The sequence below is a fragment of the Microbacterium sp. CFBP9023 genome, from assembly GCF_034045055.1.
GTDB lineage: Bacteria > Actinomycetota > Actinomycetes > Actinomycetales > Microbacteriaceae > Microbacterium.
The window spans coordinates 194,049-216,633 of record NZ_JAXCWI010000003.1 but is presented as its reverse complement, the minus strand read 5'-3'; the positions used below and the strand labels follow the sequence as shown (position 1 = coordinate 216,633).

21 protein-coding genes are annotated in these 22,585 nt (G+C 69.1%); 7 read left to right on the top strand and 14 right to left on the bottom strand.

The window, feature by feature from the left end:
* Positions 1–34: 34 nt before the first annotated feature.
* The 5 genes from SOM10_RS15720 to SOM10_RS15700 form a co-directional block, all read right to left on the bottom strand.
* Positions 35–826 carry a class I SAM-dependent methyltransferase gene (locus SOM10_RS15720; RefSeq protein ID WP_320491004.1) on the bottom strand — a complete coding sequence of 264 codons (792 nt, stop codon included), beginning with the start codon at positions 824–826 and terminating at the stop codon, positions 35–37.
* A 42-nt stretch (positions 827–868) separates the two neighbouring features.
* Entirely contained in the window at positions 869–2,029 is a 1,161-nt protein-coding gene (locus SOM10_RS15715) for an AMP-binding protein (RefSeq protein ID WP_056277153.1), read from the bottom strand.
* A 16-nt stretch (positions 2,030–2,045) separates the two neighbouring features.
* Positions 2,046–2,957: a 1,4-dihydroxy-2-naphthoyl-CoA synthase gene (locus SOM10_RS15710; RefSeq protein WP_053098880.1), complete on the bottom strand. Its 912-nt coding sequence runs from the start codon at positions 2,955–2,957 to the stop codon at positions 2,046–2,048.
* A gap of 79 nt (positions 2,958–3,036) precedes the next feature.
* Positions 3,037–3,996, bottom strand: a complete 960-nt coding sequence (locus tag SOM10_RS15705; RefSeq protein WP_320491000.1) for a permease prefix domain 1-containing protein — start codon at positions 3,994–3,996, stop codon at positions 3,037–3,039.
* A gap of 1 nt (position 3,997) precedes the next feature.
* The gene (locus SOM10_RS15700) at positions 3,998–4,330 is read right to left on the bottom strand and encodes a PadR family transcriptional regulator (RefSeq protein ID WP_082586537.1); all 333 of its coding nucleotides are present in this window, start codon (positions 4,328–4,330) and stop codon (positions 3,998–4,000) included.
* Between the two features lie 78 nt (positions 4,331–4,408).
* On the opposite strand from SOM10_RS15700, the gene SOM10_RS15695 reads away from it, so the two are divergent.
* Together SOM10_RS15695 and SOM10_RS15690 are read left to right on the top strand one after the other, a co-directional pair.
* Positions 4,409–5,428 carry a GNAT family N-acetyltransferase gene (locus tag SOM10_RS15695; protein WP_320490997.1) on the top strand — a complete coding sequence of 340 codons (1,020 nt, stop codon included), beginning with the start codon at positions 4,409–4,411 and terminating at the stop codon, positions 5,426–5,428.
* Positions 5,429–5,486: 58 nt separating this feature from the next.
* Positions 5,487–6,464: an o-succinylbenzoate synthase gene (locus SOM10_RS15690; RefSeq protein WP_320490995.1), complete on the top strand. Its 978-nt coding sequence runs from the start codon at positions 5,487–5,489 to the stop codon at positions 6,462–6,464.
* A 19-nt stretch (positions 6,465–6,483) separates the two neighbouring features.
* Here SOM10_RS15690 and SOM10_RS15685 read toward each other — a convergent pair whose 3' ends face one another.
* Entirely contained in the window at positions 6,484–7,107 is a 624-nt protein-coding gene (locus tag SOM10_RS15685; RefSeq protein WP_053098875.1) for a TetR/AcrR family transcriptional regulator, read from the bottom strand.
* A 121-nt stretch (positions 7,108–7,228) separates the two neighbouring features.
* Between SOM10_RS15685 and SOM10_RS15680 the strand changes: the two genes are divergently transcribed.
* From SOM10_RS15680 to SOM10_RS15670, 3 genes are all read left to right on the top strand, one after another.
* Positions 7,229–10,030 carry an MMPL family transporter gene (locus SOM10_RS15680; RefSeq protein WP_320490993.1) on the top strand — a complete coding sequence of 934 codons (2,802 nt, stop codon included), beginning with the start codon at positions 7,229–7,231 and terminating at the stop codon, positions 10,028–10,030.
* On the top strand, positions 10,027–11,910 hold the full coding sequence (locus SOM10_RS15675; protein ID WP_320490991.1) for a YhgE/Pip family protein: 1,884 nt from the start codon (positions 10,027–10,029) through the stop codon (positions 11,908–11,910). The genes SOM10_RS15680 and SOM10_RS15675 overlap by 4 nt, the downstream gene beginning before the upstream one ends.
* A gap of 150 nt (positions 11,911–12,060) precedes the next feature.
* Positions 12,061–12,657 (top strand): 2'-5' RNA ligase family protein, encoded by a 597-nt coding sequence (locus tag SOM10_RS15670; protein ID WP_072590807.1) that lies wholly within the window; start codon positions 12,061–12,063, stop codon positions 12,655–12,657.
* A 15-nt stretch (positions 12,658–12,672) separates the two neighbouring features.
* On the opposite strand, the gene ccsB is transcribed toward SOM10_RS15670, so the two are convergent.
* The 5 genes from ccsB to SOM10_RS15645 form a co-directional block, all read right to left on the bottom strand.
* Positions 12,673–13,659 (bottom strand): c-type cytochrome biogenesis protein CcsB, encoded by a 987-nt coding sequence (gene ccsB / locus SOM10_RS15665; RefSeq protein ID WP_053098871.1) that lies wholly within the window; start codon positions 13,657–13,659, stop codon positions 12,673–12,675.
* 4 nt (positions 13,660–13,663) lie between these two features.
* Positions 13,664–15,499: a cytochrome c biogenesis protein ResB gene (gene resB / locus SOM10_RS15660; RefSeq protein WP_320490988.1), complete on the bottom strand. Its 1,836-nt coding sequence runs from the start codon at positions 15,497–15,499 to the stop codon at positions 13,664–13,666.
* Between the two features lie 28 nt (positions 15,500–15,527).
* The gene (locus tag SOM10_RS15655; RefSeq protein WP_053098870.1) at positions 15,528–16,307 is read right to left on the bottom strand and encodes a cytochrome c biogenesis CcdA family protein; all 780 of its coding nucleotides are present in this window, start codon (positions 16,305–16,307) and stop codon (positions 15,528–15,530) included.
* A gap of 16 nt (positions 16,308–16,323) precedes the next feature.
* Positions 16,324–16,977 (bottom strand): TlpA disulfide reductase family protein, encoded by a 654-nt coding sequence (locus SOM10_RS15650; protein WP_320490985.1) that lies wholly within the window; start codon positions 16,975–16,977, stop codon positions 16,324–16,326.
* 68 nt (positions 16,978–17,045) lie between these two features.
* On the bottom strand, positions 17,046–17,450 hold the full coding sequence (locus SOM10_RS15645; protein WP_053098869.1) for a MerR family transcriptional regulator: 405 nt from the start codon (positions 17,448–17,450) through the stop codon (positions 17,046–17,048).
* A 61-nt stretch (positions 17,451–17,511) separates the two neighbouring features.
* On the opposite strand from SOM10_RS15645, the gene SOM10_RS15640 reads away from it, so the two are divergent.
* Positions 17,512–18,411 carry an NAD(P)/FAD-dependent oxidoreductase gene (locus SOM10_RS15640; protein WP_320490983.1) on the top strand — a complete coding sequence of 300 codons (900 nt, stop codon included), beginning with the start codon at positions 17,512–17,514 and terminating at the stop codon, positions 18,409–18,411.
* 30 nt (positions 18,412–18,441) lie between these two features.
* On the opposite strand, the gene SOM10_RS15635 is transcribed toward SOM10_RS15640, so the two are convergent.
* Together SOM10_RS15635 and SOM10_RS15630 are read right to left on the bottom strand one after the other, a co-directional pair.
* Positions 18,442–19,071 (bottom strand): histidine phosphatase family protein, encoded by a 630-nt coding sequence (locus SOM10_RS15635; protein ID WP_320490981.1) that lies wholly within the window; start codon positions 19,069–19,071, stop codon positions 18,442–18,444.
* Between the two features lies 1 nt (position 19,072).
* Positions 19,073–19,447, bottom strand: coding sequence for a DUF5684 domain-containing protein (locus SOM10_RS15630; RefSeq protein WP_320490979.1), 375 nt, complete (start codon positions 19,445–19,447; stop codon positions 19,073–19,075).
* 116 nt (positions 19,448–19,563) lie between these two features.
* Here SOM10_RS15630 and aspS point away from each other — a divergent pair, with 116 nt between their 5' ends.
* Positions 19,564–21,345: an aspartate--tRNA ligase gene (gene aspS / locus SOM10_RS15625; RefSeq protein WP_053098865.1), complete on the top strand. Its 1,782-nt coding sequence runs from the start codon at positions 19,564–19,566 to the stop codon at positions 21,343–21,345.
* A 266-nt stretch (positions 21,346–21,611) separates the two neighbouring features.
* On the opposite strand, the gene SOM10_RS15620 is transcribed toward aspS, so the two are convergent.
* Positions 21,612–22,439 (bottom strand): sulfite exporter TauE/SafE family protein, encoded by an 828-nt coding sequence (locus SOM10_RS15620; protein WP_320490976.1) that lies wholly within the window; start codon positions 22,437–22,439, stop codon positions 21,612–21,614.
* Between the last annotated feature and the right edge of the window lie 146 nt (positions 22,440–22,585).

The window sequence follows — 22,585 nt, the reverse complement described above, 5'->3', positions numbered from 1 at the left end:
CTCGCATCCGCCTGCAGATGTATCCGCGGTCCGGTCAGGCGCGGGCGATGATCTCGCCGTGCGGCACGAGGTACCAGCCGTCGCCGTCGTCGGCCCAGCGCTTCCACGCGTCGCTGATCTCCTGCAGGTCGCGCCGCGTCGCCATCTCGCCGTCGACCAGCTGCCGGGCGAGCGCGGACTCGAGGATGCGATCGGCCCACATGCCGCCCCACCATGCGCGGTCCTCGGGGGTCGCGTATGTCCACGTGGAGGACGTCGCCGTGATGTCGTCGAATCCGGCGGCCCGCGCCCAGGCGAGCAGTCGACGCCCCGCATCGGGCTCGCCGCCGTTCGCTCGGGCCGCGCGACGATAGAGGTCGAGCCATCGATCGAGCTCGGGCAGGATCGGGAACCAGAGGAAGCCCGCGTAGTCGGCGTCGCGCACCCCCACGACACCACCCGGCGCCGTCACCCGACGCATCTCCCGGAGCGCCTGCACGGGGTCGCCGACGTGCTGCAGCACCTGGTGCGCATGCACGACGTCGAAGCTGTCGTCGGCGAAGGTCAGTGCATGCACGTCCTCGACCGCGAAGTCGAGGTTGTCCAGTCCCCTGCGCGATGCGAGATCACGCGACAGCGAGAGTGCGTTCTCATCGATCTCGGTCGCCGTGACATGGGCGACGGTGCCGGCGAAGTCGATCGTGATGGTGCCTGGCCCCGCTCCGACATCGAGAAGCCGGGTGGTCTCTGTCAGGTGCGGGCGGAGGTACTCCGCCGAGTTGGAGATGTCGCGACTGCTGTGCGAGCGGAGGACGGTCTCGTGATGCCCGTGGGTGTAGGTGGCCATGGCTCAGTCTGGCAGTGCTCTTCTCGCCGCTGAAATCCGCCGTCAGTGCAGTTCGGCGACGGCCCGCCTGATCGACTCGCGGTCCGGCTTCCCTGAGGCCAGCACGGCCAGTTCGTCGACCATGATCAGCCGAGCCGGTCTCGCGTGCCTGCCGAGCTCGGCGGCGACGAGATCCCTCGCGTGCGCGAGCTGCTCGGCCTCGCTGCGCCGCAGCGCCTCGCCTCTCGGGGCGACGATGACCGAGGCCTCGCCCCATCGCTCGTCCGGCACGCCGACCACGACGGCGTCGGTGAGACCCGGAACGCCGCGCACCAACCGCTCGACCCGATCGAGCGAGATGTTGATGCCGCCGGAGACGATCACGTTGTCGGCACGACCGTGCACCCGCACGACGCCGTCGTCGTAGAGCCCGAGATCGCCGGTGTGATACCAGCGGATGCCGTGCTCGTCGCGCGAGAAGTTCTTCGCCGTGAGCTCCCCGTCGCCGAGATAGCCGTCAGCGAGCATCGGACCGGCGATGCGCAGCTCTCCGTCGACCGTGCGCACGGCGACGGTGTCGAGGGGGACGCCGTCGTAGACGCATCCCCCGCTCGTCTCGGTGGAGCCATAGGTGCGGACGAGTCGGATGCCGAGATCGGCGGCGCGGTCACGCAGCGGTTCCGGCAGCGCCTGGCCACCCACGAGGATCGCCCGGTACGCCTGAAGGGCCGCACGCACAGGTCGGTCGTCAGCCGCATCGAGAAGTGTCGACAGCTGCGCGGGGACGAGCGAGGTGTACAGCTCGGGGATGCCGGCGGAACCGCCCGGCAGCGGGCGGAGCATCGACAGCGTCGCGTCGGCGAACGAATCGGGCGAGAACCGACCGCTCAGCGCGACAGGGTGCGTGCCTGCCATCAGAGACCGCACGATGACCTGGAGTCCCGCCACGTATCCGGCAGGCAGGGCGAGCAGCCAGCGCCCGCCGCCCACTCTCGACGCCGTCGCCTCGGCGCTCGCCCGCAGCGCCTCGCCGCTCAACGCGACCCGCTTGGGGACCCCGCTGGAGCCCGAGGTGGCGATCACGACGGCCGTGCCGTCCGGCACCCATTTCGGGGCGTCTCCGAGCATCCCGAATCCGAGCGCCGGCCCGCCGTCGAGCGCGCGCGCCAGAGCGGCCCGCAGTTCGGCCGGATCCTCGGCATCCGTCGGTGTCAGCGCGACCATGTGCGTCTCGATCCGCTCAGTAGTGCCAGGGGAACGAGGTCCAGTCGGCGTCCCGCTTCTCGAGGAACGAGTCGCGGCCCTCGACCGCTTCATCGGTGCCGTAGGCGAGACGCGTGGCCTCGCCCGCGAACACCTGCTGCCCCACGAGCCCGTCGTCCACCGCGTTGAAGGCGAACTTCAGCATGCGGATCGCCGTGGGCGACTTGGTGAGCACGGTGCGCGCCATCTTCAGCGCCTCGCGCTCGAGGTCGGCATGGGGCACGACCCGGTTGACCGCCCCGGCCTCGTACGCCCGCTGCGCCGAGTACTCCTCGGCGAGGAAGAACACCTCGCGCGCGAACTTCTGCCCGGTCTGCCTCGCCATGTACGCCGATCCGTACCCCGCATCGAAGCTGCCGACATCGGCGTCGGTCTGCTTGAACCGCGCCTCCTCGGCGGAGGCGATCGTGAGGTCGCACACCACGTGCAGCGAGTGCCCTCCGCCGGCCGCCCAGCCCGGCACGACGGCGATGACGACCTTCGGCATGAAACGGATGAGACGCTGGACCTCGAGGATGTGCAGGCGACCGGCGCGAGCCGGATCGTGCACGGTCGTCTCGTCATCGGAGTACTTGTATCCGTCGCGGCCGCGGATGCGCTGGTCGCCGCCCGAGCAGAACGCCCACCCGCCGTCCTTCGGACTCGGTCCGTTGCCGGTGAGGAGGACCGCGCCGATGCGGGGGTTCTGCCGTGCGTCGTCGAGTGCCCGGTAGAGCTCGTCGACCGTGTGCGGGCGGAAGGCGTTGCGCACCTCGGGGCGGTTGAACGCGATGCGCGCGACTCCGCCGTCCGTGCTCACGTGGGCGGTGATGTCGGTGTAGTCCTCGGCACCGGGCGCGAGCACCCATTCGTCCGGGTCGAACAGGTCTGAGACGAATGCGCTGGTCACAGCATCCAGCCTATTCCCGCCCGGGTTGCACACGGAGACGGCGTCGCCCCGAAGAGGCGACGCCGTCTGCGTGCGGTGATCAGCCGCGGCGAGCGCGAGCGGTCTTGATCCAGCCGTCGACGATGTCCCAGATCGGGAACGCGATGAGGGCGAACCCGGTGATCACGGTCAGGATGCGCATCGTCTCATCGGTCACGCCGTTGTCGGTGAAGACGAAGCGGAGGAACTCGGGGTTGAGCAGCTCGCCCTGCACCAGCAGCGTCAGCGACCAGACGGCGAACACCGCCGCGAGCACGGTGTTGACCACAGCGGCACCGATCGTCCAGCGGCGGCGAGCGTAGACCACCACCGTCAGCAGCGCCTCGGCGACGAAGAGCCCGAGGAAGAACGTGATCCCCCAGGGCCACAGACCCGGGTTCAGGATCGCGATCGGATCTTCTTTCGTCGGGAAGAAGCCGATGAATGCGTCCCAGAAGACCGCGCCCACCCCCAGCACGAGGAACACGAGCGACGCGATCGCGTCCGCCCTGCCGGCTCCGTTCTGGGTCGGCTCGGGCAGCTGGTCGACGTCCCACCTCACCCCGGTGTCCGCTCCGGTGCGCTCGAGGATGAAGAAGACCAGGGTCACCCAGAAGCAGACGTGCACGATGACCGAGATGCCGACCGTGACGGCGGCGCCGATCATCGTTCCGATGGGTGCGCGCTCGATCGCCTGCGCGATCGCGACACCGCCCATCGCGCACACCGGCACGATGATGAGCAGCAGCTTGAGCAGCCGCCACCACACGAGGTAGTACCGGGGTCCGATCAGGTGCAGCGGCCGGTCGGCGTAGCCGGCGGCGAGGACGCCGGGGTCGCCCAGCTCTGTGAGGACCGCTCGTTCCGCCTCGGTCGGGTCGTCCCCCTGTTCGAGTCTCGCGTCGATCGCGTCGGCGATGGATCCTTCGAGCTCGGCGCGGACGTCGTCCTGCACCTCGGGTGTGAGGCTGCGGATCGTGGCGCTGATGTATCGCTCGGTGAGCGTGGCTGTCGAGGGCATGTCAGTTCTCCTCAGCTGTGAGGGTCGCGATCGCCGTCGTGAGCGATCGCCATTCTTCGGTCAGGGTGTCGGCGAGCCGGATGCCGGCTTCCGATGTGCGGTAGAACTTGCGGGGCCGCGCCTCGTCGGTGTTCCACTCGCTCGTCAGGTACTCCTGCTTCTCGAGACGCCGAAGCAGCGGGTACAGCGTGTTCGCATCGGTGGCGAAGCCGCGGCGCTCGAGGTCTTCGAGCAGCCCGTAGCCGTACCCCGCCGTGCGCAGCAGCTGCAGGCACGCCAGCACCACGGTGCCGCGGCGCAGTTCCTGCAGATGCGTGTCGAGGGTCTCGTTCATGTCGATCACATTACTGTGCGTCACACACCATTGTCAATCACACATTTATGTGAGGGACAAGGCGCGTACGGTGGTCGCATGGCGATCGAGATCCTCCGCATCGACGCGACCGATGACCGGTCCGTCGATGTGTGGTGGGATGCGTACGCCACCGCCGAACGCGCGGATCGCGGCGCGGATGCCGTCGTGTGGTCGCTCGAGGAGTCGCGCAGCGAGCTGCAGCAGGAGTCGGCCGTCGTCGACCGACGCGCCTATCTGCTGCGCCACGCCGACCGGATCGTCGGCTCCGCGAGCCTCGCGCTCCCCCTGAAGGACAACACCCACGTCGCCCATCTCGCGATCAGCGTGCCGCCCGAGCACCGACGGCGCGGCATCGGCTCCGAGGCCCTCGCGTTCCTCGAGGCAGAGGTCACGGCGTCCGGTCGGACGATCGCGCAGGGGACGACGTCGTGGCGCCACGCACTCGGTTCGGAAGGTGCCGGATCGCCGGGGCGTGAGTTCGCACGCGCCCGCGGCTACAGCCTGGCCCTCGGCGACGTGCAGAGCAGGCTCGACCTCCCGGTCGACCCCGCACTGCTCGACCGGATCGAGAGCGACATCGCATCGGCGATCGCTCCGTACGAGATCCGCAGCTGGGTCGGCCGCATCCCCGACGAGGTCGTGGAACGCTGGACGATCCTCGACGCCGCCCTCGAGACCGAAGCCCCGACCGGCGAACTCGCCATCGAACCCCAGAGACCCGATGTCGACAGCATCCGCGAGAGCGAGGAACTGCTCGACCGCCAGAGGCGCGTGTCGTTCGGGGCCATCGCCCTCGCGGCCGACGGCGAGGCCGCGGCGTATTCGCAGCTCGTCGTGTCGACCGACGACGGCAACGCCTATCAGTGGGGCACGCTCGTGCGCACCGCGGACCGGGGGCACCGGCTCGGCATCGCGGTCAAGGCAGCCAATCTCCGGATGCTGCAGAGGGAGGCGCCGCAGACCCGCGCCGTCTACACCTACAACGCCGAGTCGAACGCGCACATGCTCGCCGTCAACACCGCGCTCGGGTTCCGCCCCAGCGAGCGGATGGGCGAACTGCAGAAGCGCCTGCGCTGAGGCGGACCCGTCGGCACGGCGGATCCCCGACGAGGCGTCGACAGAGCAGAATGAGCACATGCTCCCACCGCTCGCAGATCTGCTCGGCTCGGCCAGGGTCGTCTCGCTTCCGATGCACACCCGCTTCCGCGGGGTCGACAAGAGAGAGGCGCTGCTCGTCGAAGGGCCGGAGGGATGGGCGGAATTCTCTCCGTTCGTCGAGTACGACGATCTCGAGTCGGCCACCTGGCTCGCAGCGGCGATCGACTTCGCCTGGAAGACGCAGCCCGAGCCTCTCCGCGAGCGCATCGGCGTGAACGCCACCATCCCGGCTGTCGAGGCGGCGCAGGTCGCCGAAGTGCTGGCCCGCTTCGCCGGCTGCCGCACCGCCAAGGTCAAGGTCGCGGAACCCGGGCAGACGCTCGCAGACGACATCGCCCGTGTGCGGGCCGTGCGCGAGGCCATGGGGCCGGAGGGTCGCATCCGCGTCGATGCCAACGGCCTGTGGAACGTCGACGAGGCCGAGCACGCCGTCCATGCGCTCAACGAGTTCGATCTCGAGTACGTCGAGCAGCCGTGCGCGACAGTGCCGGAGCTCGCCGAACTGCGCACCCGGGTGAAGTACATGGGCATTCCGGTGGCCGCCGACGAGAGCATCCGCAAGTCCTCCGACCCGCTCGCGGTCGCGCGCGAGAAGGCCGCCGACCTGCTCGTCATCAAGGCGCAGCCGCTCGGGGGCATCACGCATGCGCTGCAGATCATCACCGCCGCGGGCCTGCCCGTCGTGGTCTCCAGCGCGCTCGACACCGCGATCGGACTCTCCCAGGGTGCGGCGCTCGCCGCCGCCCTGCCGACTCTCGACTACGACTGCGGGCTCGGCACGGCATCCCTGTTCCTCGACGATGTCGCCGACCTGCGCCCGGTGGACGGCTCGATCCCGGCAGCTCGGGTCACCCCGGATCCCGATGCTTTGGCGCGGCTCGCCGCCTCGGACGACCGACGGGACTGGTGGCTCGATCGCCTCACGCGGTGCTACGCCGTGCTCGACGCGCGCTGACCGCCGTTCGTCTGCGAGGTCACTCCGCGAGCAGCAGCTGCACGAGCCGCCCGAGCTCCTCGCCGCTGGAATGCCGCAGCTGGTCGGAGTCCTGACCGGCCATCGCTCCGCGAACGGTCATGCCCTCCCAGATGATCATGAGCATGCGCGCGGCCTCTTCGGCGGGAACCTTCAGCTCGAGCGAGCTCACCGAGACGATGTCCGTGATGATCACGGCGATGCTCGACACCATCTCGCGCTCCTGCACGAGGTAGGCGGCGCCGAACTGATGGTCACGCAGAGCACGGATCCGGATCTCGCTCATCAGCATGACGCCGAGGCGGTCATCGCCGCCCGCGTCCATGATCCGCTGGACGAGCTCGACCGGGTCGCATCCCTCTGACAGACCGCCCTCGGCGGCGATCTCGTCGACGCGGTCACGCACCGCATTGACGCGCTGCTCGCCGACGCTGCCGGCGAGCACGAGGAAGAGCTCGTCCTTCGACTCGAAATTCGAATAGAACGCGCCGCGGGTGAACCCGGCGCGATCGCAGACCGCTTCGACGGAGGCGCCGTCGAGGCCGACCTCGGCGAAGACCTGCGCGGCCGCATCGAGAAGCCGGGCTCGCGTGTTCTCCCGGCTGCGGGTGGCGGGTGTCGTCATCGAATCCTCCTGCCTCTCATTCTCACACCCCGCACACAGACTCCGGGGCTCGGACCACCTTACGATACAGGTATGTATTGGATACACCTGTGTATCCAGCCCGTATTCCCTGAGGAGCCTCGTGTCCACACTCCTGTCCTCGCTCGGTCGCTGGTCCTACCGGCACCCGTGGCGCGTTCTCGTCTCCTGGTTGCTCGCCCTCGGCATCGCGGGGGCCGGCGCCCTCGTCCTCGGGGCTGGCACGGACAACTCCTTCTCGATCCCGGGCACCGAGTCCCAGGCTGGCCTCGAGCAGCTCAACCGCTCGTTCCCCGCGGTCAGCGGCACCAGCGCGCAGATCATCGTGGTCGCCGCCGACGGCGACTCGATCACGGATGACGCATATAAGACCGACATCGAGGATGCCGTCGACCAGCTCGCCGACCTCGACGACTCGGTGCTCTCGGCGACCTCCCCGTTCGACGAGATGGTCAGCGGCATGATCAACGACGACGAGACGGCCGGTATCATCCGCCTGCAGTTCGACGGCCAGGCCAGCGATGTCTCGGAGGAGACGCAGGATGACCTGCGAGCCGTCGTGGCCGAACTCGCCGATGAGCTGCCGGACGGATCACAGACCTCCCTCGGCGGAGAGCTCTTCGCCACCTCCATCCCCGGTGTCACGCTCACCGAGGCCGTGGGTCTGCTGATCGCGCTGCTGGTGCTGATCGTCACGTTCCGCTCGTTCGTCGTCGCAGGGCTCCCGCTGCTCACGGCCGTGCTCGGTGTGGGCATCTCGATGGCCGGCATCTTCGCCGCCACCGCCTTCGCCACGGTCTCGTCGACCACTCCCCTCCTCGCCCTGATGCTCGGGCTCGCCGTCGGAATCGACTACGCACTGTTCATCATGGCCAGGCACCAGGATCAGGTCCGCGAGGGAGTCGACCCCGAGGAGTCGACAGCGCGGGCTGTGGGCACGGCAGGCTCGGCGGTGGTGTTCGCGGGCGTGACCGTGCTGATCGCCCTGATCGGACTCGGGTTCGCGGGCATCCCGTTCCTGACGACGATGGGCATCGCGGCCTCCGCCGCCGTCGCGGTCGCCGTCGCCATCGCCGTGACGCTCACCCCCGCTCTGCTCGGCTTCATGAAGGGCCGCGTCGCCGGTCGACCGCGCCGGGCTCCGAAGGCGAAGAAGGGCAAGGCAGCCCCCGCGCAGCGCCGTCGCTTCAGCGAGCGCTGGGTGACCGGCGTCACCCAGCGTCCGATCCTCGTGTCCCTGGCCGTCGTCCTCGGGCTCGGCATCGTCGCCGTGCCCGCCCTCAGCCTGAATCTCGCGCTGCCCAACGCGGGCGTGCTGCCGCAGGACTCCGAAGCGCGGCAGAGCTACGACCTGGTCGGCGAGCAGTTCGGTCCCGGGTTCAACGGACCGCTGATCCTGACGGGCACGATCGTCACGTCGACCGATCCGCTGACCCTGATGGAGGATCTCGGCGACGAGGTCGCCCAGATCGACGGGGTCAAGGAGGTCGCCCTCGCCACCCCGAACGAGACCGCAGACACCGGCATCGTGCAGATCATCCCCGAGACCGCACCCGATGACCCCGCGACGGCCGATCTCGTGCGAGAGCTGCGCTCGCACCACGACGAGTGGCTCGACGAGTTCGGCATCGACCTGAAGGTGACCGGGTTCACCGCGGTGGGCATCGACATCTCCGACCAGCTGGGCAACGCCCTTCTCCCGTTCGGCATCTTCGTCATCGGCCTGTCCCTGATCCTGCTCACGATCGTGTTCCGCTCACTCTGGGTGCCGGTCACGGCAGCCGCCGGCTATCTGCTCTCGATCGTCGCCGCGTTCGGCATCGTGGGAGCCGTGTTCGAGTGGGGCTGGTTCGCCGACGCCCTCCATGTCGCGAAGGTCGGTCCGATCATCAGCTTCATGCCGATCATCCTGATGGGTGTGCTGTTCGGGCTCGCGATGGATTACCAGGTGTTCCTGGTGTCTCGGATGCGCGAGGACTTCGTGCACGATCCCGACGGCAGGAGCCCCGATCGCGCGACTCGCCGAGCCGCGGCACTGCGTGCCGTGCGCAGCGGCTTCACGGGATCGGCGAAGGTCGTCACCGCTGCCGGCCTCATCATGTTCGCCGTCTTCGTGGCGTTCGTCCCCGAAGGCGACTCGTCGCTCAAGCCGATCGCGCTGGGCCTTGCGGCCGGCATCGCGATCGACGCGTTCCTGGTGAGGATGACGCTGATCCCTGCACTCATGGCCATCCTCGGGGAGCGCGCGTGGGAGATCCCGGCCTGGCTGGAGCGGATCCTCCCGAGCGTCGACATCGAAGGAGAGGCGGTCGAACGCGAGCGTCACCTGGCGGGCTGGCCGGGCGACGACTCGATCGTCGCCGCCGACGACCTCACGATGACGGATGCCGGCATCGACGGCCTCCACCTGCGCCTCGCACCCGGGGCCTCCGCCGTGCTCACCGGATCGTCAGCCGGCGCATTGCGCGCGCTCGCTCTGACGATCGCCGGGCGGGCGACTGCGGACGACGGCCGCCTCCGGGTCGCAGGCCATCTTCTGCCCGGTCGATCCGCGTGGGTGCGGGCGCATGTCGGAGCGGTCATGGCCGTGGATGCCGCGAGCCTGTCGGCCGACCTCGCCGAGGCACTGCGCGGACGGCCGGCTCTCGTGGTGATCGACGGAGCCGACCGGCTCTCCCGCCCCGAACGCGATCAGCTCGCGGCGCGACTGCGCGACTCCCGCAGCACGACGGCGATGCTGCTCACCGCGCTCGATCCCCAGGCGGCCCTGGAGATCCTGGCCGATGCCGGCCGTTCATCGGCTGACACGATCGACATCGACGCGCCAGCCGCACAGTCGCAATCCGAGTCCCCGGTGCCCCGCATCGTCGACGGCACCACCGAATCGACCGAGGTGAACGCATGACCCTCCCCATCGAACGCGCCCGTTCGCGCAAGCCCATCACGTGGCTGACGATCCTCGGCGTCCTGCTGCTTCCCGCGGCAGTGGGCGGCATCCTGGTCGCTGCCCTGCAGAATCCCACCGAGCGTCTCGAGTCGATGACCGCGGCGATCGTCAACCTCGACGAGCCCGTCGAGATCGACGGGCAGCTCACTCCGCTCGGTCGACAGCTCGCCTCGGGGCTCGTCGAAGGATCGGACGAGCTCGATTCCAACCTCACCTGGGTGATCTCGAACGAGGACGACGCCGCCGACGGTCTCGCCGACGGCTCGTATCAGGCCGTCATCACGATCCCCGAGGAGTTCTCGGCCGCAGCGACCTCGGCGGGGCAGGCGATCTCGGACGGCGGCGGCGACGCGGAGCAGGCCACGATCCAGGTCACCACCCCGGAGGACGGGCTCGTCGCCGATGACCTGATCACGAGTCAGATCGCGAACGTGGCGGCCTCGAGCATGGGCACACTGCTGTCGGAGGCGACGACGGAGAACATCCTCGTCGGCTTCACCACGATCGGAGACCAGATCGGCGAGGCCGCGGACGGCGCCGCCGAACTCGCCACCGGCGCTCGGGATGCGGCCACGGGAGCCGCGGCGATCCCCGACGGCGCGACTCAGCTCGCCTCGGGTGCCACGGAGCTCGGAAACGGCGCATCCTCCTTGGCATCCGGGCTCGACACACTCGCGTCGAAGACCCGCGAAGCCGCGAACGGCGCGAGCCAGATCGGCACCGGGCTGACCGCAGGCGCGACGGAGCTGCAGAATCAGGCCGGTGGCGCCCAGCAGCTCGCCGCCGGGTCAGCGCAGCTGGCGACAGGCCTGCAGCAGCTCGCGGAAACCTGCGTGCCCAGCGGGTTCCCTCAGGAGTACTGCGATCAGATCGCCGCGCTCTCGGCCGGTGCCACGCAGACGGACGCCGGGGTCCAGCAGCTGGCCACGCTGCCCGCCACGCTCGCGGCCCAGCTCGGCGAGGCGGGTGCGGGGGCGACGGGTCTCGCGGACGGTCTGAACCAGTTGGCGTCGCAGGGTCTCGACGAATCGGCGAGCGGTGCACGAGCACTGGCGACGGGGGCATCCCAGCTGTCGGACGGAGCGACCGAGCTCGCGACCGGGGCCGGCGAGCTCGCGACCGGCCTCGACACCCTCGCCACGGGAACCGGCGATCTCGCGGGCGGCCTGCGCACCGCATCCGATTCGCTCCCCTCGTTCAGCGACTCCGAGTCGACCTCGCTCGCGTCGGTGATCGCCGATCCGGTGGCGTCCAAGGGCGCCGACGGCGCCACGATCTTCGGCCCGACCGCGATTCCGCTGCTCGCCGCCGTGGTGCTGTGGTTCGGGTCTCTCGCCTCGTTCCTGGTCATGCGGGCCTACACCGCGCGCACCCTGACCTCCCGACGCTCGTCGGCCGGACTCGCCCTGCGCGCCTTCGCCCCGGCTGCCGCCATCGGTGCAGCCCAGGGTCTGCTGGTGTCGCTCATCGTGCAGATCGTCGCCGGATACGACGCCGCGGCCTGGTGGGCCTTCGCAGGAATCGCCGTGCTCGCCGGGGTCGCCTTCGCGGCCGTGAACCAGGCACTCGTCGCGGTCTTCGGCGGCGTCGGCCGCTGGGTCAGCGCGCTCATCGGCGTGCTCGCGATCGCGACCGGTCTGATCTCGACCGTGCCGGGATGGCTGGCGGATCTCGGCGCATCGCTGCCGACCTCCCCCGCGTTCGCCGGGCTGATCACCGCGAACGGCGGCGCAGCCGCAGGCCTCATCGTCTGGGGCGTGCTGTCGCTCGTCGCGACCACCGTCGCGGTGGCACTGCGGCGCACCACCTCCGTGAAGGCGGCCCTCGCGACGGCGTGAACCACCTCGCCGAGCACCGCTTCGGACCACGACGCAGGACGCGCCGCGCATCGATCACGATGCGCGGCGCGTCCTGTATCCGCTCCGAATCCGTGCCCGCTCGCGATCGAACGGTATTCGGACGTGTGCCCGCGCACGTACGATCAGAGGATGCGTCGCCCCTTCATGACCTCTCCCGCCCAGCTCGAGTCACTCGAGGGACAGCAGTATCTCGTGCTGCGGCCCACGCGGGCCGTGTCGGACGTGTACCGGGCCGAGCAGAGGTCGGCGCTCGGCCGGATGGATGCTCCGCACCCGCACACCGAGCACGTCACCCTGCGCGCGTTCCATGAGCCCGAGCGCCGCGAAGAGCTGCTGGCGCTGATCCGCGAGTGGGCGGTGGCGCAGCGTCCGATCGAGGTCGTCGCCGAGGCCGTCGACGTGTTCCCCGCACCCTGGCAGGTCGTCATCCTGCGGCTGCGGCGCACCGCATCCATCGTGTCGGCGTACTCCACGCTCAGCGAAGCGCTCGAGGGAACGGACTTCCGCCGTCTCGACGAGCGCAGCACGGACGACTGGACGTTCCACCTGTCGGTGATCTATGCGAAGACCCTCGCGCCCGCGGCGTGGACGGAACTGTCGCACAAGTCGCGGCGCTCGCTCAGCTCGCGCCCCGCCGAGACCATCAGCGAAGTCGAGCTCGTATGGTACGAAGACGGAGCCGAGCACTCCGAGGTCATCCCCTTCGGACTGCGCTCGTTCAGATGAGCCGCGCTCGGGCGCTCAGCTGAGGCCCGAGTATGCGTGCAGACCCTTGAAGAAGACGTTGACGATCGTGAAGTTGAAGAGCACGGCCGAGAAGCCGACGATCGCCAGCCACGCCGAGGGGTTGCCGCGCCAGCCGCGCGTCGCGCGAGCGTGGATGTACCCGGCGTAGAGAACCCAGATGACGAAGGTCCAGGTCTCCTTGACGTCGAAGCCCCAGAAGCGGCTCCAGGCGTAGTAGGCCCAGATCGAGCCGGCGATCAGCGTGAACGTCCAGAGGATGAAGCCGATGATCGTGAAGCGGTAGGCCATGCTCTCGAGTCGCTCGGACCCGGGGAACGTGCGCAGGAATCCGGGGCCGGTCTTCTCCGCGCCCTCGGAGATGAGGCGCTCGCGACGCGACTGCATCAGCTGGATCACCGAGAGGGCGAAGGCCAGAGCGAAGAACGCGGTGCCGAGCGAGGCCACGAAGACGTGGATCACCAGCCACACGCTCTTCAGCGGGTCCATCAGGGGCGAGACGTCGACGTAGAAGTTCGTGGCGGAGAGACCCAGCAGCACGACGACCAGACCGGTGATGAACGTGCCGAGGAAGCGCAGATCGATGCGCGTCAGCACCACCAGGAACACGGCGACGATCAGCAGCGTTCCCATCATCGCGAATTCGTAGAGGTTGGCCCACGGCACTCGCCCGGCCGCGAGACCACGGGTGAGCGTGGCGGCGAGATGGAAGATGAACGCGAGCACGGTCAGCGAGGTCCCGATGCGGGCCATCACGAAGCGCTGCGGAGCGACCTCGGATCCGGATGCCGCGGCAGCCGTCGCCGCCTTGCCGCCGCGCGAGCGGGTTCCGGCTCCGACGAGTTCGAACTCCTGCACGGTCGCCGCGTCCGCGGACAGCTGCGACCGACGGGCGAGGTCGAAGGCGTAGGCCACGAAGGCCGCCGCATAGATCGCGATCGCCGTCCACAGCAGGATCGGCGAGATCACTTCGAGATCGAACATGGTGTCAGTCTACTTTCGGGGTGTCGGATGCGGGGCGCGCGGAGTCGCGGTCGGCTGGCGTCTCGGGTGCCGTCGCCGCCTGGTCGGAGCCATCGGCGTCGGAGCCGTCAGCCTCAGGGTCTTCAGCCTCTGAGGCGTCGGTGTCGGTGTCGGGCTCCTCGACCTCGACCGCCGTCGTGACTCCGGCCGCGTCCATCAGACGCGCATGGCCTGCCACGAGGTCGTCGACGGCCGTCGCGAGCGTCGGGTCCTCGCCGCGAGCGAGACCGGCGTACTCGAGAGCGACGGTGCCGTCCTGTGCCGTCGCCTTGACCCACACCCGGCGTCGCGGGATGAACAGGGCGAGCATCAGACCGCCGAGCGCGAGAAGCGCGAAGCCGAGCACCCAGGGGCCAGACGCGTCGCGGTGGATCTGCAACGAGGCGAAGCGCTTGACCGATTGCGACGCGTCTGTCGCACCCGCCGGGGACTCGTCCTCGAAGGTCACGGTTCCCATGCCGTTCGGCAGGTCGGCCGTCTGTCCGGGTGCCAGCTCGATCGATTCGAGGTCCGTCGTGCGCCCGGTGACCTTGGTCATGCCGGTGGTGTCGAGCACGTAGACCGACCGCGGGATGCCCTCGTTGATGCCCAGGTCGCCGGTGTAGACGTCGAGCGTGAGGGTCGGGTTGGTGAGGTCGCCGAATCCCGAGAAGAACGCGCCGGTGTCGAGCACCCCCGTCGTCGGGTAGAAGAAGCCGACGAGGCCGACCTGCTCGCTGAGGCCGTCGGGGATCTTGATGACGCCCAGCGAGGTCATGTTGTTGTCCTGCGGCAGGAACGGCGTGCTGTTCGTGAACACCACGTCCCCATCGGGGTTGCGCACGGTGATCGTCGGCGCGTAGCCGTTGCCGAGCAGGAAGACGTTGTCGTCGGCGACGCCGAGGGGCTCGTTGACCTTGACCGATCCGGTGCGCTCCTCGCCGTTCTCCTGCACGGTGACGTTGGCCGAGAAGTCGCCGGCCTGGCCCGAGCCCGGCTCGCCGAACGGCTGGTACGTGACGTCGAAGCTGTCGAGACGCATCGAGTAGGGCGCGAGTGCTCCGTCGCTCACGAAGCGGCCGCGGTTCATCGAGTCGTAGTCGAGCAGGGTGTTCGCGAACGTCTCGCCCTCGACCAGGACACGCTGTCCGGTGTACGCGAACCCTCCCCCGACGCCCACCGTGATCAGGACGCCGACGAGAGCGAGGTGGAAGAGCAGGTTGCCCGATTCACGCCAGTAGCCGCGCTCGGCCGAGACCGACGACGATCGTTTGTCGTCGTACCGCTCGACCCGGTAGCCCAGGGCTTTGAGCTGCTTCTGCGCGATGTCGATCGATGCGGCGGCCTCTGCCGGAGCGTCCGTCGAGGCGCGCTCGACCGCGCGGAAGTCGGCGAGGCGCTTCAGACGTGCAGGAGTGCGCGGGGGGCGTGCCTGCAGGGCCTTCGCATGGTGGCGGATGCGCGGGATCACACAGCCGACGAGCGAGGCGAACAGCAGCAGGTAGATCGCCGAGAACCACGGCGAGAGGTAGACGTCGAACATCTTCAGCCCGTCGAGCACGGGGAAGAGATCGGGGTTGTCGCGCTCCCACTGCGTGACGCCGTTGGGGTCGGCCATCCGCTGGGGGAAGATCGAGCCGGGGATCGCCGCGATCGCGAGCACGAGCAGCAGGATCAGCGCGGTGCGCATCGAGGTCAGCTGACGCCATCCCCAGCGCAGCCAGCCCACGAATCCGAGGCGGGGCTGGGTGATCGACTCTTCGCCGTCGACGTGGTCGGACGGCCGGAGCGGATCGCTCGACCTCTCGGTTGTACTGCTCACGTCATCCTTCCGATGCGTCTTCTTCTGATCAGATCGGGAGGTCGACACTGCTCATCACCGCCGTCAGTCGGGACATGATGTCCGTCCAGAGCCCCGTGACCATCAGCAGGCCGAGGAGGATGAGCAGCACGCCGCCGATCACGTTCACGACGCGGATGTGCCGGCGCAGGAATCCGATCGCCTTCGTCGCCCATCCGAACCCGAGCGCGACCAGCAGGAACGGGATGCCGAGGCCGAGCGAGTACGCCAGCCCGAGCAGGCCCGCCCGCACCGGGTCGCCGGCGTTGAACGAGAGGGCGAAGATCGCGGTGAGCGTGGGTCCGAGGCACGGCGCCCATCCGATGCCGAGGGCGATGCCGAGCAGCGGTGCGCCGATCAGGCCGGCCTTCGAGTCGACGTGGAATCGCAGCTCGCGCTGGGCGAACCCGAACAGACCGAGGAACACGAGGCCCATCAGGATGATCACGCCGCCGAGGATGCGAGTGATCAGCTCGCCCCACTGCAGCAGGAAGACGTTGGCGAGCCCGCCGAGCGCGGTGAGGGACACGAACACGAGGCTGAAGCCGAGGATGAAGAGCAGCACGCCCACGACGAGTCGGCCGCGAGCGGGGGCCTCGACCGTCGACACCGCCGAGCCGTCCGTCGGGTTCGGGACGCGGCGGGGGGCGACCGCTCCCCCGAGGAATCCGAGGTAGCCCGGCACCAGGGGCAGCACGCATGGCGACAGGAACGACACGAGGCCGGCGAGCAGCGCGACGGGGATCGCGAGCCAGAGGGCTCCCGATCCGATGATGACTTCGGGGTTCACGCCGCTCCCGGGAGACTCACGAGTCCTCCGCGAGCGCGTCCTTGACGAGCGTCGAGAGGATCGAGGTGCCGTCGATGGGCCCGATGATGCGGGCGGCCACGCGACCCTGCTTGTCGAGCACGAGAGTGGTGGGGGTCGCCTGGATCGGCACCGACGACGCGAAGGCGAGCTTCGCCTCGGCCGTGTCGACGTCGATGAGGCTCGGGTAGGTCACACCGAACTCGGCGGAGAACGCCTTGGCGGTGTCGGCCTGATCGCGCGTGTTGATGCCCAGGAAGGCGACGTCGTCGCCGCCGTGCTCCTGCCATACGCTCTCGAGGTCTTCCGCCTCGAGGCGGCACGGGGCGCATCCGGCGTACCAGAAGTTGACGACCGTGACCTTGCCCGCGAGGTCAGAGCTGGAGAAGTCCTCGCCGTCCTCGGTGAGTCCGCCGAAATCGGTGATGGGTCCGCCGCGTTCGGCGACCGGGATCTCGACGATCGCTCCGTCTGCCGCGACATAGCCCGGGTTGTCACCGCTGAGGAACGAGTCGTTCACGGGATCGGGAGCGCAGGCGCTCAGACCGATGGCGAGCACCGCGGCGAGCGCGGCCCCGACCGCGCGGCGAGATGGCCGGATGCGGGAGGAGCGGCCGCTGCGGATCGGACGAACCGTCGAGGCGAGTGGCACGATTCCCAGTTTACGCGGGGGTTCCTATGCATGGGCCGGATGCCCCGGGGGGGGGTGCTCGGCCGCCGTCAGAGACGCGCGAGGACGTCCTCCACGCTGGCCCGGAAGCGCGGGCAGGTGGCGATGTCGTGCGACCGGCATCCCATCGCGTGCTCGGTCATCTCCCGCGAGCGGCGCATGTCCTCCATGCGCCGATCGAGATCGTCGAGGTGCCGCTGCAGCACCTCGTGCCGCCCCGCGCTGCCGTCGTCGAGGAGCACGGCGATCTGATCGAGGGTCATCCCGGCTGCCTTGCTGCGCTGGATGACGGCGATGCGCACGACGTCGTCCTGGCCGTAGCGGCGCCTCCCTGCGGTGTCCCGCGCGGGGCGCAGCAGGCCGACCGACTCCCAGTGCCTGAGCACGTTCGTGGGCAGCTCGAAGCGTTCGGCGACCTCTCCCACGGACCACGGACTCTCGATGCTTGACTTCATGTTGACATGAAGTCACAGACTGAGGACGAACGCAAGCGAGCACCCCTCGGAAGGACCCCACATGTATGACGCGATCGTGATCGGCGCAGGCCCCGCCGGCCTCCAGGCGGCATTGACCCTCGGGCGGATGCACCGCCCCACGCTGCTTCTGGATTCGGGCGAATACCGCAACGGCACCGTGCTGCACATGCACAACGTCATCGCGAACGACGGAACTCCCCCGGCGGAGTTCCGCGCGACGGCGCGAGCGCAGCTCGCCGAGTACTCCGATATCGATGTCCGCGACGTCGGAGCGCAGACGGTGACCGGCTCAGAGGGCAGCTTCGTCGTACGACTCGCCGACGGCGAGACGGTCGAGACCCGACATGTCATCCTCGCGACCGGCGTCGCCGACGATCTCCCCGACATCCCCGGACTTCAGGACCTCTGGGGCACGAAGGCCTTCAGCTGCCCGTTCTGCGACGGTCACGAGCACGCCGGTCGCTCGATCGGCATCCTCGGGCCCGCTCCTCGCGCCGATCACCTGATCGGGCTGCTCGGGCGCATCGTCGGCGACATCACGGTGTTCCCCGTCGAGCAGCCGTTCTCGGCCGACGAGACGCGGACTCTCGAAGGCCTGGGCGTTCGAGTCAGTGCGGAACCGGTGGCCGCCCTCGCGCCGGAGGCGGCTGATGTGCGCATCACCACGGCGTCGACCGCGCACACCGTGGCCGGCGTGTTCGTGGCATCCGGTTCACTGCGCCACCGTGCGCCGTTCGCCGATCAGCTCGGCCTGGAACTGCTGCCCTCCGGCTCGATCGAGATCGACGACTTCGGGCGCACATCGCAGCCCGGGGTCTTCGCGGCGGGCGACCTCGCGCACCGGGCGTCGCTCCCCGGACCCATGGCATCGGTGCTGCTCGCGTCCGCTGCCGGTCAGATGGCGGCGGTCGGCGTCATCCAGTCGCTGATGGCGCACTGACCGCAGCGGAAGGGAGACCGAGGCGAGGGGTCAGACTGCTCCCACGTCCACCGCACCGCCGGTCGCCGCAGGTTCGGCGTAATCGACCTCACGCCACACGTCGCCCACCAGCTCGAACGAGGTGACGCTCGACAGTGCGCAGCGCCGGGTGCGCGGGTCGTGCTGCAGGGGCAGACCCGCCACCCGGAGGTGGGTGATCCAGATCGGCGCCTGATGGGACACCATCACCAGATCGCCGTCGTCGACCGACCGCCACGCCTCGGCCATCATGCCCAGCATCCGCTCGGCGATCGACGCGTAGGGCTCACCCCAGCTGGGCAGCGACGGCTGCCGCAGGTGCCACCACTTGAGCGGGTTCAGAAGCGAGCGGCGCATCTGCGTGCCCTCGAACACGTTGGTCGGCTCGATCAGACGGATGTCGATCTCGGGCGAGAGGCCGAAGCGCTCGGCGAACGGCTCAGCAGACTCCTGCGCCCGCTCGAGCGGAGAGGAGTAGAGCCCCCCGACCGGACGATCGAGCTCGGCGATGTGATCGGCGGCGGCTCGCGCCATCTTCCGTCCCGCCCTGCTCAGGTGATAGTCGGGGAGCCGACCGTAGAGCACGCGCTTGGGGTTGTGCACCTCGCCGTGGCGGACGAGGTGCAGTCGCGATGCCACCACGTCACGCCCTGCTGTAGCGGGAGTCGCCGAAGCCGAGGATGAGATACCCGATATAGGGGAAGACGAAGAGCAGGAAGAAGGAGAAGAGCCCTCCCTTGCCGAACCGCTCGCCGAGTCGCACCGCCACGATGATCCCGAAGATGAAGCCGACGATGGGGATGAGATAGAGCAGTGCGAGCCAGCCGGACATCCCGGCGATCTTCACGAGGAACACCACGTTCACGATCGGGATGACGGCGAGGATGCCGGGGTACCCCGCCTTGGAGAACACCTTCCACAGACCGACCGCGACGAGGACGTAGAAGACGAGCACGATGAGTCCGGTCGTGCCGGAGAAGATCGACGCGTACAGGTCGGAGATGCCGTTGGAGTCCATGGTGACCCTTTCTGTCGTGGCGATCCTACTGACCGATATGCCGCGGGCAGAGGAGGCGACACCCGCCCACGTAGAATGGGCGGGTTCATCATTTCCCAGATCAGGAGGAATCCTCCGTGCTTCGCACCCACTCGGCAGGCTCACTGCGAGCCGAGCATATCGGTCAGACCGTCACCCTCTCGGGTTGGGTCGATCGCCGTCGTGATCACGGAGGAGTCGCGTTCATCGATCTTCGGGATGCGTCCGGCATCGCGCAGGTCGTCATCCGCGATGAGGAGATCGCGCACCCGCTGCGCAACGAGTTCGTCCTCAAGGTCACCGGCGAGGTCTCGCGTCGCCCCGAGGGCAACGCGAACCCCAACCTGCCCACCGGCGAGATCGAGCTCATCGCGACCGACGTCGAGGTGCTGAACGAGTCCGCTCCGTTGCCGTTCCAGGTGTCGACCGCCGTCGCCGACACCGAGACGGTCGGCGAGGAGGCGCGCCTCAAGTACCGCTATCTCGACCTGCGTCGCCCCGCCGCGGCATCCGCTCTGCGTCTGCGCTCGAACGTCTACAAGGCCGTCCGCGATGTGCTGCACGGCGAGGACTTCACCGAGGTCGAGACGCCGACCCTCACGCGCTCGACGCCCGAGGGCGCCCGCGACTTCGTCGTGCCCGCCCGTCTGCACCCGGGCAGCTGGTACGCCCTGCCGCAGTCGCCGCAGCTGTTCAAGCAGCTGCTCATGGTCGGCGGCGTCGAGAAGTACTACCAGATCGCCCGCTGCTACCGCGACGAGGACTTCCGCGCCGACCGCCAGCCGGAGTTCACGCAGCTCGACATCGAGATGAGCTTCGTCGACCAGGAAGACGTCATCACGCTGATGGAGTCGCTCATCGTCGCGATGTGGAAGACCATCGGCGTCGATGTGCAGACCCCGCTGCCCCGCATGACCTACGCCGAGGCGATGGCCAAGTACGGCTCCGACAAGCCCGACCTGCGCTTCGGACTCGAGCTGGTCGAGGCGACCGAGTACTTCGCGGAGACCCCGTTCCGGGTGTTCCAGGCCGAGTACGTCGGCGCGGTCGTCATGCCCGGCGGTGCGAGCCAGCCCCGCAAGCAGCTCGACGCGTGGCAGGACTGGGCCAAGCAGCGCGGTGCGCGTGGCCTCGCGTACGTCCTCTTCAACGAGGACGGCTCGCTCGGCGGCCCCGCCGCCAAGAACCTGTCCGAGGCGGAGCAGGCGGGCCTCGCCGAGTTCGTCGGCGCATCCGCGGGTGACTGCGTGTTCTTCGCCGCCGGATCGACGAAGGAGAGCCGTGCACTGCTCGGCGCCGCCCGCGTCGAGATCGGACGTCGTCTCGGCTTCCTGAACCCCGACGAGTTCGCGTTCACGTGGGTCGTCGACGCTCCGATGTTCGAGCCGGCAGCGGATGCCGTGGCGTCGGGTGACGTCGCCGTCGGCGCCGGAGCCTGGACGGCCGTGCACCACGCGTTCACGGGGCCGAAGCCGGAGTTCCAGGACACGTTCGACACCGACCCCGGTTCGGCTCTCGCCTATGCATACGACATCGTGTGCAACGGCTCCGAGCTCGGCGGCGGATCGATCCGCATCCACCGCGAAGACGTGCAGAAGCGCGTGTTCGAGGTCATGGGCATCAGCGACGAGGTCGCGCAGGAGCAGTTCGGCTTCCTGCTGGACGCTTTCAAGTTCGGCGCCCCGCCGCACGGTGGAATCGCCCTCGGCATGGACCGCGTGCTGCAGCACCTGTCGAAGACCGAGTCGATCCGCGACGTCATCGCCTTCCCGAAGTCGGGCAACGGGTTCGACCCGCTGACAGCCGCTCCGGCACCGATCACGGCGGAGCAGCGCGCCGAGGCCGGCGTCGACTTCGAGCCCGAGGACGACGAGGCCTGACGCCGCATCGCCCGTCGCACCGAGACCCCGTTCCGCTCAGCGGAGCGGGGTCTCTGCGTATGCGCCAGGCCGGATCCCGGACGCATGCACCGCGCATCCCCCGCTCGGCCGAATGCGTCAGAATCGGCCGGACTCGCCGAATCCGGCCGATACACGCGCAGAACACCGCGCGGACGGCGAGCGGATGCCGGAGCGCAGGCGGATGCCGGAGCGCAGGCGGATGCCGGAGCGCAGGCGCGGAGGCGGAGGTGCGCCAGCGCGGATGCTCAGCGCAGCTGCGCGAGCGCCGGAACGATGTTCTCGGTCCACACGTCGATGCCGAGTTTGGCGATGAGGGCGACCACCACGACGAGGAACACGACGCGGATGAAGGTCGTGCCGCGCGAGATGGCCATGCGGGATCCGAGGTAGCTGCCGGCGACGTTCGCGACCGCGAGGATGCCGCCGAGCAGCCACAGCACGGCGCCGTGCGGGATGAAGAGCAGCAGGGCGCCGGTGTTCGTGGCCAGGTTGACGATCTTCGCCTTCGCGCTCGCCTGCAGGAAGTCGTAGCCGAGCAGCGCGACGAGCGAGATCACCAGGAACGTGCCGGTGCCCGGCCCGATCAGACCGTCGTAGAAGCCGATCACGAGCCCTGAGAGACCCGCCATGATGTGGTGCTTGTGCCCGCTGAAGCGCAGCCGCGTCGCGGCGCCCATCTGCGGGCGGAAGGCGGTGAAGAGCGCGACGGCGAGCAGCGCGACCACGATGATCGGCTTGAAGGCGGCCGCCGGCAGAACGGTCGCGACGGCAGCTCCCCCGAACGATCCGATCAAGGCGATCGCGGCCATCGGCAGAGCCGTGCGGATATCGGGTTTCGCACGACGGTAGTAGGTGACGCTGCTCGTGGCCGTGCCGAACACGGACGCGAGCTTGTTGGTCGCGAGAGCCTGGATCGGCGAGATCCCGGGGATCAGCAGCAGGGCGGGGAGCTGCAGCAGACCGCCCCCTCCCACCACCGCATCGATCCACCCGGCAGCGAAAGCCGCGACGACGACGAGGATCAGCGTGCCCCAGGTGAGCTGTTCGAGCCCGAGCACACTGCCGATGTCCATCCGTCCAGGATGTCAGACCACGCGGCACCTCGAACGCCACTGCAGTCCGACCCGTCACACCCTCGACACCTGTCGTTCACCCGAGCCGCGATCATCGGCAACCCTCGGCTCATAGTGTCCTCTCGCAACCCGAATCCGGCTCACAG

Coding starts and splice junctions, on each gene's coding strand:
- SOM10_RS15715 (WP_056277153.1), bottom strand. CDS start 2,029: ATGGTCGCGCTGACACCGACGGATGCCGAGGATCCGGCCGAACTGCGG.
- ccsB (WP_053098871.1), bottom strand. CDS start 13,659: ATGTTCGATCTCGAAGTGATCTCGCCGATCCTGCTGTGGACGGCGATC.
- SOM10_RS15640 (WP_320490983.1), top strand. CDS start 17,512: ATGTATGACGCGATCGTGATCGGCGCAGGCCCCGCCGGCCTCCAGGCG.
- SOM10_RS15690 (WP_320490995.1), top strand. CDS start 5,487: ATGCTCCCACCGCTCGCAGATCTGCTCGGCTCGGCCAGGGTCGTCTCG.
- SOM10_RS15685 (WP_053098875.1), bottom strand. CDS start 7,107: ATGACGACACCCGCCACCCGCAGCCGGGAGAACACGCGAGCCCGGCTT.
- SOM10_RS15700 (WP_082586537.1), bottom strand. CDS start 4,330: ATGAACGAGACCCTCGACACGCATCTGCAGGAACTGCGCCGCGGCACC.
- SOM10_RS15675 (WP_320490991.1), top strand. CDS start 10,027: ATGACCCTCCCCATCGAACGCGCCCGTTCGCGCAAGCCCATCACGTGG.
- SOM10_RS15720 (WP_320491004.1), bottom strand. CDS start 826: ATGGCCACCTACACCCACGGGCATCACGAGACCGTCCTCCGCTCGCAC.
- SOM10_RS15705 (WP_320491000.1), bottom strand. CDS start 3,996: ATGCCCTCGACAGCCACGCTCACCGAGCGATACATCAGCGCCACGATC.
- SOM10_RS15630 (WP_320490979.1), bottom strand. CDS start 19,447: ATGGACTCCAACGGCATCTCCGACCTGTACGCGTCGATCTTCTCCGGC.
- SOM10_RS15670 (WP_072590807.1), top strand. CDS start 12,061: ATGCGTCGCCCCTTCATGACCTCTCCCGCCCAGCTCGAGTCACTCGAG.
- SOM10_RS15645 (WP_053098869.1), bottom strand. CDS start 17,450: ATGAAGTCAAGCATCGAGAGTCCGTGGTCCGTGGGAGAGGTCGCCGAA.
- SOM10_RS15695 (WP_320490997.1), top strand. CDS start 4,409: ATGGCGATCGAGATCCTCCGCATCGACGCGACCGATGACCGGTCCGTC.
- SOM10_RS15620 (WP_320490976.1), bottom strand. CDS start 22,439: ATGGACATCGGCAGTGTGCTCGGGCTCGAACAGCTCACCTGGGGCACG.